Origin of the sequence: Kordiimonas pumila (assembly GCF_015240255.1) — a bacterium.
In the GTDB taxonomy this organism is placed as follows: domain Bacteria; phylum Pseudomonadota; class Alphaproteobacteria; order Sphingomonadales; family Kordiimonadaceae; genus Kordiimonas; species Kordiimonas pumila.
The window spans coordinates 885,131-897,630 of the sequence record NZ_CP061205.1 but is presented as its reverse complement, the minus strand read 5'-3'; the positions used below and the strand labels follow the sequence as shown (position 1 = coordinate 897,630).

The window sequence follows — 12,500 nt, the reverse complement described above, 5'->3', positions numbered from 1 at the left end:
GCTTTTTTGCCATGGGTATAAACCCCGTACATGCCGCAGAAACACGGGTAGCCGTTGCTGCTAACTTTACAGCAGCAGCAAAAGAAATTGGGGCAGCTTTTGAAAGGGAGACCGGGCACAAGGTGCTCTTCAGTTTTGGTTCCACCGGGCAGCTTTATACCCAGATCACTCAGGAAGCTCCTTTTGATGTATTTTTAGCGGCCGACGCCGCCCGCCCACAAAAAGCCGTTGATGCCGGTTTGGCAGATAGTGCCAGCCTGTTCACATATGCCACTGGTAAAATTGCACTGTTCAGCATGAAGCCTGATCAAACCTTAACTGCAAACAGCTTAACCAATCCTGATATTCATAAAATTGCCATTGGTAACCCTCTGACAGCACCCTACGGTGCCGCAGCCGTGGAAACCATGAAAGCACTCGGCATTTTCGACAAGGTTGAAAGCAAGATCGTGCAAGGCACTAACATTGCCCAAACATACCAGTTTGTGCACACGGAAAATGCTGATATTGGCTTTGTTGCCCTCTCTCAAATTGCCGGGCACCGTAATGGCTCGCGCTGGATTGTACCAGAAAACCTCTATTCTGTTATTGTCCAAAACGCTGTTTTATTAAAGCGTGGCAAAAATAACGAGGCGGCCAAAGCCTTCCTTTCTTTTCTCAAAGGCCCAAGCGCCCTTGCTGTAAAAGAAAAGTATGGCTACGGTTCCGCTAGCAACTAGGGGGTTAGGCTTCTGGCTGATACTTTTGACATATGGTCGCCTATCCTGCTCACCCTTAAGCTGGCCTCGCTTACCACCCTTATCCTGCTTGTAGTTGGTACTCCAATCGCTTGGTGGCTGGCACGCTCAAACGCTAAGTGGAAAGAGGCTATCGCCGCCGTTGTGGCCCTGCCGCTTGTTCTGCCTCCAACCGTTCTGGGGTTTTATCTCCTAATGGCACTAGGCCCCAATGGCCCCGGTGGCTGGCTGGCTGGCCTTTATGGCAGCCGGTCCCTTGCCTTTACCTTTGAAGGGCTGGTGGTTGGATCCGTATTTTATTCAATGCCCTTTGTAGTACAGCCTATTAGAAACGCGTTTGAGGCCATAGGAAACAGGCCTTTTGAAGTAGCCGCCACACTGCGCGCCAGCCCCTGGGACACCTTCTGGACAGTTGCGGTACCGCTTGCACGGTCAGGCTTTTTAACAGGAGCAGTGCTTGGGTTCACGCATACAGTAGGCGAGTTCGGCGTCGTTCTAATGATTGGCGGCAACATTCTGGGGGAAACCAAGGTTCTATCCGTAGCTATATATGATTATGTAGAAACCTTGCAGTGGGCACCAGCCCATATGCTGGCTGGTGGCATGCTGGTGTTCTCATTCCTTGTTATTTTCGCCGTTATGACGCTGGAAAAGCGCCTTGGGTACAAACATGACAAATAAAGAAACCACCATCAAAGCTGCTTTCAATGGCACCATAGGTGGGTTTAGCATTGATATCGCCTTCGACATGCCCACCACTGGCATTACAGCCCTGTTTGGGGCCTCAGGTAGCGGTAAAACCACAATTCTGCGCGCGGTTGCTGGCCTGCATAAACTGGAAGGCAGCTTGTGCGTTGAAGGGGATTTTTGGCAGGATAGTGCCCAAAATATTTTTCTGCCTGCTCACAAACGCCCTATCGGCTATGTGTTTCAGGAAGCCAGCCTTTTCCCGCATTTGTCAGTAAGACAAAACCTTTTGTACGGTGCTAAGCGCACACACAAAACACATTCCAAAACCGCCTTAAAGCTCGAAGATATTACAGGCCTGCTCCGTATTGGCAAACTGCTTGATCGTTCCCCCCTCACCCTTTCGGGCGGCGAGCGCCAGCGCGTTGCCGTGGGGCGCGCACTGCTCAGCAACCCAAGCCTTCTGCTTATGGATGAACCACTTTCTGCGCTCGATCAAAAAAGTCGGGAAGAAGTGCTTTCCTATTTTGAAACCCTGCACAAAGAACTTTCCATTCCCATTCTATATGTTAGCCATGATTTTGCCGAGGTCAGCCGTTTGGCAGATCATATGGTGCTCATATCTGGTGGTCAAAAACAGGCAGAAGGTCCCGCCAGAGAGGTTTTTGAACGCCTTGATTTTGAACCCCCTGCTGGCAGATTTGAAACCAGCGTGATGGTAAAAGCCACTATCGTTAGCCACACTATACCATCAAAGCTTTCCCACATGAAAATGGGTAATCAGATGGTCTGTACTCCCCTAATTGATGCCCCGGTCGGCAGCGACGTTATGCTGCGTATTCGAGCGCGCGATGTTGCCGTAGCCACCCAAAAACCTGTGGGTATCAGTATCCGTAACATTCTTGCCGGCACAATCATCGACATTAACAGCGAGGCAAATTCTGCGCTGGTTGAATTGTTAATTGATATAGACGGCAGCCATATAAGATCACAGATAACAAACGACGCTTACCACGACCTTGCTCTTGAAACCGGCAAACAGATTTTTGCGCTGGTAAAAAGCATGTCTTTTGGCGGCGCAACTCTTGATTAAGCAGAATATTACAGGCCGCATTCTGCTTGGAGCTGGCCATACTGTATGCCATACTGCCGCCACATTCCATACATGATGATAATACAATTAGCAGATATTATCGGCGTTATGATAAATAGTATCCGTCATTTTGCGTGAAAAAAGTAATGGTTTTATACCCCACACGAATTGACTTGCACGTATGGGGCGCTATGGTGCACAAAATTTTGCTGAACCCTAATAAAGCAGAGATGTTCCATGAGTTATACAGACCTAGAAACCATTATCACCAAAGCCTTTGAAAACCGCGATACCATTAGTGCGGCAACAACAGGTGAAATACGTGAAGCGGTTAATGAAGCCCTTAACCTGCTCGACAGCGGTAAACTGCGCGTCGCCAGTAAGGAAAATGGCAACTGGACTGTACATCAGTGGCTTAAAATGGCTGTTCTGCTCTCGTTCAGATTAAACGACATGGAAATGATCGCGGGCGGACCGGGCGAAAACACAAGCTGGTGGGACAAAGTGCCAAGCAAATTTACCGGCTGGAGCGCAAGCGATTTTGCGACCGCCGGTTTCCGTGCCGTACCCGGCTCTATTGTTAGGAAATCAGCCCACATTGCAAAAGGCGCTGTCCTGATGCCCTCTTTTGTAAACTTAGGCGCTTATGTCGGCGAAGGCACAATGGTGGACACATGGACAACAGTGGGCAGCTGTGCCCAGATTGGTGCAAACGTACACCTTTCAGGCGGTGTTGGTATCGGCGGCGTACTCGAACCCCTTCAGGCCGGCCCGGTTATTATTGAAGATAACTGCTTTATCGGCGCCCGTGCCGAAGTAGCAGAAGGCGTTGTTGTCGAAGAAGGCTCCGTGCTTTCAATGGGGGTTTATCTCGGCGCTTCTACCAAAATTATTGACCGCGCCACTGGTGAAGTTTTTGTGGGCAGGGTACCAGCCTACAGCGTTGTGGTATCAGGCAACCTACCCGGCAAACCACTGCCTGACGGCACACCTGGCCCAAGCCTTTACTGCGCCGTTATTGTAAAACGTGTTGATGAACGCACCCGCTCTAAAACTTCCATCAACGAACTGCTGAGAGATTGATTTTGGCCGCACTGGACCCCGTTGAGCTGTCACAAGCTCTTATCCGCCACGAAAGCGTAACACCCGACAAGGGTGATGCGCTTGATCTGCTTGCAGAAACACTCACGGGGTTTGGCTTCACCTGCCATAAACTTATATTTGAAGAACCGGGCACAGCACCTGTCCCAAACCTGTATGCACGCCTTGGAAACACGGCACCCAATTTTTGTTTTGCTGGCCACACAGATGTAGTCCCGGTTGGGTCTACAAAAGGCTGGTCGGTCGACCCCTTCGCGGGCACCATAAAAGACGGTCAGTTATGGGGGCGCGGCGCCTCTGACATGAAATCAGCGATTGCAGCTTTTGTCTGTGCTGTTTCTGGCTTTTTAACTGAAAAAGGCATGCCTCAAAAAGGGTCGCTATCCTTCCTGATAACAGGTGACGAAGAAGGCCCGGCAATTAACGGTACGCGAAAAGTGCTGGAATGGATGCAGCAAAACGGCGAAAGCATCGACCACTGTCTGGTGGGCGAACCCACAAACCCTGCCGAGATTGGCCAGATGGTAAAAGTAGGCCGGCGCGGCAGCCTGCACGGCATGATTGCGGTTCAGGGCATACAGGGCCATGTTGCCTATCCTGACAGGGCCCATAACCCCATTCCCGATTTAGTTAAGATTCTAACCGAACTTAATAAAGAGCCGCTTGATGCCGGGAACGATCGCTTCCAGCCCTCAAACCTTGAAGTCGTAAACCTTCAGGTTGGTAATGAAAGTGACAATATAATTCCCGCCGAAGCCCACGCCCGCTTTAACGTGCGCTTTAATAATGAATACAGCCCGACAAGCCTGCAGGCCGAACTCATACGCCGCATGGACCGGGCTGGTGTGCCTTACGATATTAACTGGTGGGTATCTGGCGATAGTTTCCTCACTGAAAAAGGCCTACTGTCTGACGCTATTACAAAAGCGATCCACAAACACACAGGCCGTACGCCAGAACTGTCCACAACTGGTGGCACCTCTGATGCCCGCTTTATCAAGGATATGTGCCCTGTGGTTGAGTTTGGCCTTGTGGGAGCCACCATGCACAAAACAGACGAGCATGTCGCTGTTGAGGATATCACAACTTTAACTGCAATTTACCAGAGTGTGATTGAAACAATCCTAGCCTAAAGATATTATCTTACAGCGTTAACCAGAAAGTAAGATACTGCCCTTATAGTTGCATATGAAGCCGCACATGGCAGAACGTGCGCGTCATCACATATATCTTGTTCAGTATAGAGTTTAATGAAAGTACGCGTTGCTCTGCTTACGGGAGATTATGCATCATGACAAAAGTTGTTGATATTTATCTGCTAAAAGATGGGTCTGATAGACAATATATCGGGCGCATGAGTAAATCTGACGTTTCGTTTAACCGCTATAACGAAGGATTGCTGGTGGCGGCTGGTAAAATCTTCAATACCAATGTGCAGGAATCTGTCTTTCTGAAGTTTTCAGCCCAGTTTCAGGAAAAAGCTGAGCTTGAATTTAAAACCTTTGACACATCCTATACAGGTGATTTCAGCTTTATTAACTTTGATGAAGAGACCCAGATTGTTGTTTTTGGGTCGCTGGGTGCTATCACCGAAAGCACAGTAACCCCTGCCAGACCACGGCAGGAGCTTGATGCAAGGACAGTTCCAACCGGTTTTGCGCTTTCACACGCTATGTAATTTTGTGGATACTGGCTTCCCAGTTGGCACCGTCATAATCTGTGATTGTTGTTTTTTCCACCGTATCCATATCAAGGCAGCGCGCATTCACTGACCATCCGTCAGGGTGGCTGCGTGGTATATAAAAAGATTTTACCCCGCACACAGAACAAAACAGGTGCCGCGCTGTACCTGTGTTAAACCGGTATTCTGTCAGCTTATCCTCGCCTTTCGTGATCTTAAAATCATCCGCCGTTGCTATCAGATGCAAAAAGCCGACTTTATTACATATGCTGCAATTGCAGGCGAGCACCTCTATCTCTGCTGGTGCTGCCACCTCAAACCGCACAGCGCCGCAGTGGCACCCACCTTTATGGGTAACTTTTTTCTGTTCTTTCTGCATGGTCAGTCCTGTCACTCAATACAATTTCAGCTCTTCGGAGCATTGAAAATAAAATAGGCACCAAGGGCAATGAAGGCAAACCCAATAATATGGTGATAGGTTATTTTCTCGCCCAGATAAAAAACAGCAAACCCACTAAAGACAATCAGGGTTAGCACTTCTTGAATGGTTTTCAATTCCACCGCTGAATAAAGCCCGTACCCCATACGGTTCGCAGGCACCACAAAGCAGTATTCAATGAAGGCAATGCCCCATGATGCAAGGATGACAAGCGGCAAGGCCTTTTCAGGTGTTTTCAAATGCCCATACCATGCATAAGTCATGAAAATATTTGAGAGAAACAGTAAAATAACAGGCAGGCATAACTGAAGCGGTAACGGCATGAAAAACACTCCCGAAAACATCACCAAACGGTGGTACCCTTTTAAATATCAGAAACCTAGCTAACCGCACCCCGCGCCCTGAGGGCCGCTGCCAAAGTACCATCATCCAGATAATCCAGCTCGCCGCCTACAGGCAGGCCGTGAGCAAGCGCGGTTATTTTAACCCCCAGCACTGCCAGCCGTTCAGCGAGATAGTGGCTGGTTGTCTGGCCGTCAACGGTGGCATTAAGGGCAAGGATCACTTCCTCAACCCCGTCGCTTTCAACCCGCGTAAGCAAGGACGTGATGTTCAAATCATCAGGGCCGATACCGTCAAGCGCAGAAAGGGTGCCGCCCAGAATATGGTAAAGCCCCCGGTATGTCTCGCTGCGGTCAAGCGCCCATAGGTCTGCTACATCTTCCACCACACACACTGTTTTGCGGTCACGGCGCAAGTCTTCGCACACATGGCAAGGGTTATGGGTATCTATGTTGCTGCACACGTCGCATATCTGAATTTTATCCGCCACACCAATCAGCGCGTTTGCAAGCGGCACCATAACGCTGTCGCGTTTTTTCAGAAGCTGTAAGGCAGACCGCCTGGCAGAGCGCGGCCCAAGTCCCGGCAGTTTGGCGAGAAGCTGGATAAGTGTATCAATTTCACTGCCGTGCGAACGGGGCATACGCTACCTTTTCATTGTCATACCGGGACTTGACCCCTGTATCCATAGGTCAAGCGACAGAGTGACATCATAACAAACTGTTTTTTAGCCCTTGAGCTTTCAAATATGTTTCCAAAAGACTTTTGCGCAATTTTCGGTCGCGTTTCAAGTGCCATTCACGGCTCATGGCCTCGCACCGGGTTTTAAACGCTTCGCTGTGAATAATAGCCCACTGCCGCCCACGTGTTGATTTGGCACCTGTGCCGGCATTGTGTGCCAAAAGACGCTTGTTTAAATCCACCGTCCAGCCAACATACGTCGTCGGCTTTTCAGCCCCCACTGACGCCAGCACGTAAACAAAGCAGGGGTAATTATACGTCTGCTTTTTCAGAACTATTTCTTTTCTCAATATTCGCAAACTGCGCTTTAGCTCCTAAGGCAATTGCACGCGAAATGATTAAAAAATAAATTAAAAATAAAAATGATAAAACGGCCACTAGTAGCAATACAGGTAATGAACCAAGCATGCTAATGATATCCTTACCATCACCAACTATATGAAAATTCAATACAATATACGTGACTAATAATTGTAGTAAGCATGATAGGGACAAACATCCAATAATTAATTGTGTACGCTCTTCTTTTAGCAGCATTCTCTGAACACGTTTTACTGCAAAAGACCCTGACAAAAAGCCTGCAGTGTATAATGTGACAATTCCGTCCACATACTTCATATTGAAGTCAAAGATTATCTGTGCCGCTATGAATACTACCGTGGCAAGGGTATAAACACCTATATAGACTATCATAGAACGCTTAATAAACCCTACTTCTGGCCCATGAGCCTTTGTGAATTCCCCAATCATTCAATCCCCCAGTCTATTTGCTATATTTAAAACGGCATTTTAAAGCCGGGTGGCAATTCCATGCCGCCGGTCAGGCTTTTCATATGCTCAGCGGCGGCGTCTGCCACTTTGGCTTTTGCCTGCGCGTGGGCGGCCACAATCAGGTCTTCAACCACGTCTTTTTCTTCCGCACTGAAAAGGCTGGGGTCAATCGACACGCTTTTCAGGTCGCCCTGCCCGGTTAACACCACCTTCACAAGGCCCGCGCCTGCAACGCCTTCTATTTCAAAGCCTGCAAGTTCTGCCTGCATATCGCCCATTTTGGCCTGCATTTCCTGCGCTTTTTTCAGCATTTCGGTTAGGTTTTTCATGCCGCTTTACTCCGTATCCACATATTCTAAAAATCAAAATCGCCCATTTCGCTCGGTGCATCATCGCTGTAATCAAGGTCAGCATCTTCTGCACCCGCTGGAATCTCCACCATATCAGGGTCGTCACTGCGACTATCGCGTACTGCCAGCATTTCAGCATCGGGGAAATAGCTCAGAAATGCTTTCACAATCGGTTCCGCCAGTGCTTCATCCTTGCGCTTTTGATCTCGCGCCACTTCCTGACTGCGTATTGTTTCCTCACCCTCAGACCGGCTGATAGTGATTTGCCATTCGGCCCCGGTCCACAGTTTCAGGCAGTTTTTAACCTGCATGATAAAGTCTGGCCGCATCTGGCGCGTGGTGTTTATCTCCAGAAAGCCGGGGCGGTAGTTTACCAGCCGCACATGGTCTTTCAAGGCAACCGCAAGGGTTGGTTCTTTCATGGCATGAAACAGGTCTACCAGCTTTTCAAAGCTTACCGGCATGGGCTGCGCGGCGTGATCACTGATATTGCTATCCTGCCTTAATGCGATTACATCGGCAGAACGCTGCACGGCGGATGCGCCAGACGGCGCGCCCTGCATACCGGGTGCTGTACGGCCAATGGCTGTTACAGTGCCGCCGCCACCCGCACCACCACGCGGCGTACCACCGCCCGCCGGCGCACCAGCGCCGCCATTATCCTGCAGCTGTTTAACAAGGTCAGCAGGGGATGGCAGGTTTGCTGCATAGGCAAGCCGGATAAGCACCATTTCAGCAGCGGCGATCGGGCTTGGGGCGTTTTTAACCTCACCCAATCCTTTAAGAAGCATTTGCCATGCCCGCGTCAGATGCGCCATGGAAAGGGTTTCTGCCATCTTGCTGCCAAGGGTTTTCTCGGCCTCAGACACCAGTGTATCCGCACCGCTATCTGGCGTTACCTTCAAGCGTGTTAGCCAGTGCGACACCTCCAGCAGGTCACTCAATATAACAGCCGGGTCTGCGCCGCTATCATACTGTGCCCGAAGGGTATCAAGCGCCGGGGCAATATCACCCTTCATGAGCAGCTCGAACAGATCCAGCACTTGTGCGCGGTCGGCAAGGCCAAGCATATCTCGCACCTGAGCTTCGGTTACATCCCCCGCGCCGTGGGCAATCGCTTGGTCCAGAAGGGAAAGACTGTCACGAACAGACCCTTCCGCCGCACGAGCGATTAATTTCAGGGCGCCGTCTTCCGCCTTACTACCTTCTTTTTCAACCAGTGTTGCAAGGTGTGTCACAAGCACACTGGCATCCACCCGTTTCAGGTCAAACCGCTGACAGCGCGATAGCACCGTAACAGGCAATTTCCTGATCTCGGTAGTCGCAAAAATAAATTTCACATGCTCTGGTGGCTCTTCCAGCGTTTTGAGAAGCGCATTGAAGGCATTTTTCGAGAGCATGTGCACTTCATCGATAATATAAATCTTGTAGCGCGCAGAAACAGGCGCATACCTGACACTTTCGATAATCTCGCGGATATCATCCACCCCGGTGCGCGATGCCGCATCCATCTCCAGCACGTCAACATGGCGCGATTCGGCAATAGAACGGCAGTTATTGCACACACCGCACGGGTTGATGGTGGGACCGTCATGCGCCGTACAGTTCAACGCTTTGGCGATGATTCGCGCCGTGGTGGTTTTACCAACCCCCCTAACGCCGGTCATAATAAAAGCATGGGCAAGGCGGCCACTGTCAATCGCGTTCGACAAAGTGCGCACCATCGCTTCTTGTCCAATCAGGGTGTCAAAGTCTGCCGGGCGGTACTTGCGCGCCAGAACCCTGTATTCCTGATTTTCACCTGTGTTAGCCATGTGCTTTTATCTCCTTACAGCGCCCCATCATGACTAGCAGGAACAGCCGGGCGGGAAAAGGCCTTTACCACCCCAAGGGTGATTTTTTCACATACTGAATACCGGGAAAGAAATTACCTGACACAAGGTAAAGGGTGGGAGGGCCAAAACGACCCATGCACAACTCGTTACGGCTGCTTCCTTTCGGACCTGACCGGGTTGGCGAGCGGAATGTCCGCCGGCACTCCCGCCGCCTATATGGCTATTTTAGGCCGCACTTGCAAGACCTTTCCTTTCGCACTAGTTCATATGCTAGGTAAAAACGGAGAATTTCATGCCCCTTGCCGCAATAGAAACCGTATTTTCAGGCAACCCCCTAGACAGGGCAGACCATTTACGCAGTGATCCTGAAGTATTCGGCGAGCTTATGCGCCGCAGCGATGCCCGAGTCGCACTTATGGCGGATGACAAGATCCTATCTGACCATACGGGGGATATTTTATGGCAACCCACAAGCGGACTGCGGTTTTTACCCGTAAGCACAACCATTTTTCTAGGCTTTGACAACAATATACCCTGTTATGCAGCCCACTTAAGTGGTTCTGAAGCTGATTTCGCCGATCTTTTTCCAAGTGGTATATTTATAGATGGGCGCATGGCTGCAAGCAAACTGCACGGGCGGCACCCGTCGCTCGCCATTATTGCCCAAGCGAAAAGCATGCTCTTATGGCACGAAAGCCATCGTTACTGTGCAAAGTGCGGTGCCGAATCGGCGCTTGCACGCGCCGGATATGAACGAAAGTGCCCTAAATGCAACACTAGCCACTTCCCGCGCACAGACCCTGTTGTGATCATGATGGTCTACTACGGTGAAAAAGCGCTGCTCGGCAGGGGCCACGGTTGGCCCGAAGGCCGCTACTCAGCACTGGCTGGTTATGTCGAACCCGGGGAAAGCTTCGAAGAGGCGGTTGCCCGCGAAGTAAAAGAGGAAGTAAACCTAACAGTAACTAAGGTGCAATATGTCGCAAGCCAGCCGTGGCCGTGGCCTTCAAGCCTAATGATAGGGGCTGAAGCATGGGTGGACTGCGATGATATTACGGTCGATAAGACCGAGCTTGAAGATGCCATATGGGTTAGCAAACAGGATGTTATAAACAGTATGCAAGAAGGTTCAAGTGTGCGCCTGATGCCGCCACCCTTTGCCATAGCCTATAATCTGATCAGCAACTGGGTAGAACGGGACCAATAATCACAATTACATATTAATGTATTTATATTATATACTTATTCATAAAATAGGGGTAAAGAGAAAGCGAACGTGGCGATGCTGCGTTATTAACGATGCCTGATTAGATACCTTCTTACGCTAACTTCTCCGGCTTTTTTCAATACGCGTAAGAGGATATTAAGATAATGGCTAAAGGTACAGTTAAATGGTTTAACGCCACTAAAGGTTTTGGTTTTATTCAGCCTGAAGATGGTGGCAACGATGTGTTCGTTCACATTTCAGCAGTTGAAGCTGCTGGCCTCCGTGGCTTGAACGACGATCAAAAAGTTTCCTACGAAATGGTTTCTGACCGTAACGGTCGTAACTCTGCAGGGAACCTTAGCCTGATTGACTAATCGGCAAGTGATCTGATTTAGGAAGGCCAGTTTTTTTACTGGCCTTTTTTTATGGGAAAAACCCATCCATGGCTGCCGCCATATCAATATCAAGTTTGGTTACACCCCCGGCATCGTGTGTCGATAAAGTAACATCAACCCGGCTGTAAACATTAAACCATTCAGGGTGGTGGTCCATTTTCTCTGCCAACAGAGCCACACGGCTCATGAACGCCCACGCAGCAGAAAAATCGCGAAACTTGAAAGACCGCTTAATCGCCCCTGCATCAGAAGCGTAAGTCCAGCCCTCAAGCTTTTTAAGCTCAGCGGTAATTTCCGCCTCTTCAAGTTTTATGGGTCGCGGCATCATCAAGCTACCTTTACACTTAATATTTCATCGATCAAAGCTGGTAACAGGTCACCCGCACGGCCATGTCGGGCTTCAGCAAAATAGCTCACACCTTCGCTTGACTCCAAGTTAATCTCAATAGTATGAGCATGGCCCACTTGCTGGACATGGGTTACAAAACCTGCCGCCGGATACACATTACCACTGGTGCCAACAGATATAAACAGGTCACACACCTGTAGTTTCTGTGTGATTAGGTCCATATAAAAGGGCATTTCGCCAAACCAGACAATATGCGGCCTTAAAACGACCTGTCTGCCACACGTGGGGCATGCGGTTTCCTGAAAACAATCTTCCTGCCATTGGTGCACGGTCGCACAGGCCCTGCAGCGCACCTTTCTAAGCTCGCCGTGCATATGAATAATATCATGTGAGCCACTGCGTTCATGGAGATCATCCACATTCTGGGTGATAATTGTCACGTTACCATCCAGTTCCTGTTGCAGCCGCGTAAGGGCCCGATGCCCTGCATTGGGCTCAACTTCTTTAAGTTGTGCTCTGCGTTTATTATAAAAATCCTGCACCAGTACGGGGTTCATTGCAAAAGCATCAGGCGTTGCCACATCTTCAATTCTATGCTCGGCCCAAAGGCCGCCATTATCTCTGAAAGTTGCTACACCTGATTCCGCTGAAATACCCGCTCCTGTTAACACAACAACGTTTTTAAACGTAGTTTTCCACTCAAACACCAAACTACCTCTTTTGCTACCCCGCACGATAGGCTACCTGTAATTCATAAAAGTACAAGTGGGAG

General features: G+C 49.6%; 17 protein-coding genes and 1 other RNA gene. 8 read left to right on the top strand and 10 right to left on the bottom strand.

Annotated elements, in window-relative coordinates:
* Positions 1-11 precede the first annotated feature (11 nt).
* The 6 genes from modA (at position 12) to ICL80_RS03870 (ending at position 5,296) form a co-directional block, all read left to right on the top strand.
* Complete coding sequence (gene modA / locus ICL80_RS03895) at positions 12-719, top strand: molybdate ABC transporter substrate-binding protein (RefSeq protein ID WP_228073801.1); 708 nt, start codon at positions 12-14, stop codon at positions 717-719.
* 12 nt (positions 720-731) lie between these two features.
* Entirely contained in the window at positions 732-1,418 is a 687-nt protein-coding gene (gene modB / locus ICL80_RS03890) for a molybdate ABC transporter permease subunit (RefSeq protein WP_194215754.1), read from the top strand.
* Positions 1,408-2,517, top strand: a complete 1,110-nt coding sequence (modC, locus tag ICL80_RS03885; RefSeq protein ID WP_194214809.1) for a molybdenum ABC transporter ATP-binding protein — start codon at positions 1,408-1,410, stop codon at positions 2,515-2,517. The genes modB and modC overlap by 11 nt, the downstream gene beginning before the upstream one ends.
* Before the next feature lie 237 nt (positions 2,518-2,754).
* A complete protein-coding gene (gene dapD / locus ICL80_RS03880; RefSeq protein WP_194214808.1) occupies positions 2,755-3,600 on the top strand; it encodes a 2,3,4,5-tetrahydropyridine-2,6-dicarboxylate N-succinyltransferase in 846 nt (281 codons plus the stop codon).
* A 2-nt stretch (positions 3,601-3,602) separates the two neighbouring features.
* Positions 3,603-4,751: a succinyl-diaminopimelate desuccinylase gene (gene dapE, locus ICL80_RS03875; protein WP_194214807.1), complete on the top strand. Its 1,149-nt coding sequence runs from the start codon at positions 3,603-3,605 to the stop codon at positions 4,749-4,751.
* A gap of 158 nt (positions 4,752-4,909) precedes the next feature.
* On the top strand, positions 4,910-5,296 hold the full coding sequence (locus ICL80_RS03870; protein WP_194214806.1) for a hypothetical protein: 387 nt from the start codon (positions 4,910-4,912) through the stop codon (positions 5,294-5,296).
* On the opposite strand, the gene ICL80_RS03865 is transcribed toward ICL80_RS03870, so the two are convergent.
* The 8 genes from ICL80_RS03865 to ffs all read right to left on the bottom strand — a co-directional run bounded on the left by ICL80_RS03865 (position 5,289) and on the right by ffs (position 9,985).
* Positions 5,289-5,678, bottom strand: coding sequence for a GFA family protein (locus tag ICL80_RS03865; protein WP_194214805.1), 390 nt, complete (start codon positions 5,676-5,678; stop codon positions 5,289-5,291). The two genes, ICL80_RS03870 and ICL80_RS03865, sit on opposite strands and share 8 nt — an antisense overlap.
* 26 nt (positions 5,679-5,704) lie before the next feature.
* Positions 5,705-6,061, bottom strand: a complete 357-nt coding sequence (locus ICL80_RS03860) for a DMT family protein (RefSeq protein WP_194214804.1) — start codon at positions 6,059-6,061, stop codon at positions 5,705-5,707.
* A 56-nt stretch (positions 6,062-6,117) separates the two neighbouring features.
* Positions 6,118-6,723: a recombination mediator RecR gene (recR, locus tag ICL80_RS03855; protein WP_194214803.1), complete on the bottom strand. Its 606-nt coding sequence runs from the start codon at positions 6,721-6,723 to the stop codon at positions 6,118-6,120.
* Between the two features lie 67 nt (positions 6,724-6,790).
* Positions 6,791-7,093, bottom strand: a complete 303-nt coding sequence (locus tag ICL80_RS03850; protein WP_194215753.1) for a GIY-YIG nuclease family protein — start codon at positions 7,091-7,093, stop codon at positions 6,791-6,793.
* Positions 7,074-7,571 (bottom strand): ABZJ_00895 family protein, encoded by a 498-nt coding sequence (locus ICL80_RS03845; RefSeq protein ID WP_194214802.1) that lies wholly within the window; start codon positions 7,569-7,571, stop codon positions 7,074-7,076. The genes ICL80_RS03850 and ICL80_RS03845 overlap by 20 nt, the downstream gene beginning before the upstream one ends.
* A gap of 26 nt (positions 7,572-7,597) precedes the next feature.
* Positions 7,598-7,921: a YbaB/EbfC family nucleoid-associated protein gene (locus tag ICL80_RS03840; RefSeq protein WP_194214801.1), complete on the bottom strand. Its 324-nt coding sequence runs from the start codon at positions 7,919-7,921 to the stop codon at positions 7,598-7,600.
* A 26-nt stretch (positions 7,922-7,947) separates the two neighbouring features.
* Entirely contained in the window at positions 7,948-9,756 is a 1,809-nt protein-coding gene (locus ICL80_RS03835) for a DNA polymerase III subunit gamma/tau (RefSeq protein ID WP_194214800.1), read from the bottom strand.
* 132 nt (positions 9,757-9,888) lie between these two features.
* Positions 9,889-9,985: signal recognition particle sRNA small type (ffs, locus tag ICL80_RS03830), an RNA gene on the bottom strand.
* A gap of 84 nt (positions 9,986-10,069) precedes the next feature.
* Between ffs and nudC the strand changes: the two genes are divergently transcribed.
* On the top strand, positions 10,070-10,984 hold the full coding sequence (gene nudC / locus ICL80_RS03825; RefSeq protein WP_194214799.1) for an NAD(+) diphosphatase: 915 nt from the start codon (positions 10,070-10,072) through the stop codon (positions 10,982-10,984).
* Positions 10,985-11,148: 164 nt separating this feature from the next.
* The gene (locus ICL80_RS03820) at positions 11,149-11,358 is read left to right on the top strand and encodes a cold-shock protein (protein ID WP_194214798.1); all 210 of its coding nucleotides are present in this window, start codon (positions 11,149-11,151) and stop codon (positions 11,356-11,358) included.
* 49 nt (positions 11,359-11,407) lie between these two features.
* On the opposite strand, the gene ICL80_RS03815 is transcribed toward ICL80_RS03820, so the two are convergent.
* Both ICL80_RS03815 and ICL80_RS03810 read right to left on the bottom strand, forming a co-directional pair.
* Positions 11,408-11,707, bottom strand: coding sequence for a 4a-hydroxytetrahydrobiopterin dehydratase (locus ICL80_RS03815; RefSeq protein WP_228073799.1), 300 nt, complete (start codon positions 11,705-11,707; stop codon positions 11,408-11,410).
* The gene (locus ICL80_RS03810; RefSeq protein WP_228073798.1) at positions 11,707-12,462 is read right to left on the bottom strand and encodes an NAD-dependent deacylase; all 756 of its coding nucleotides are present in this window, start codon (positions 12,460-12,462) and stop codon (positions 11,707-11,709) included. Before ICL80_RS03810 ends, ICL80_RS03815 begins: the two co-directional genes overlap by 1 nt.
* Positions 12,463-12,500 lie beyond the last annotated feature (38 nt).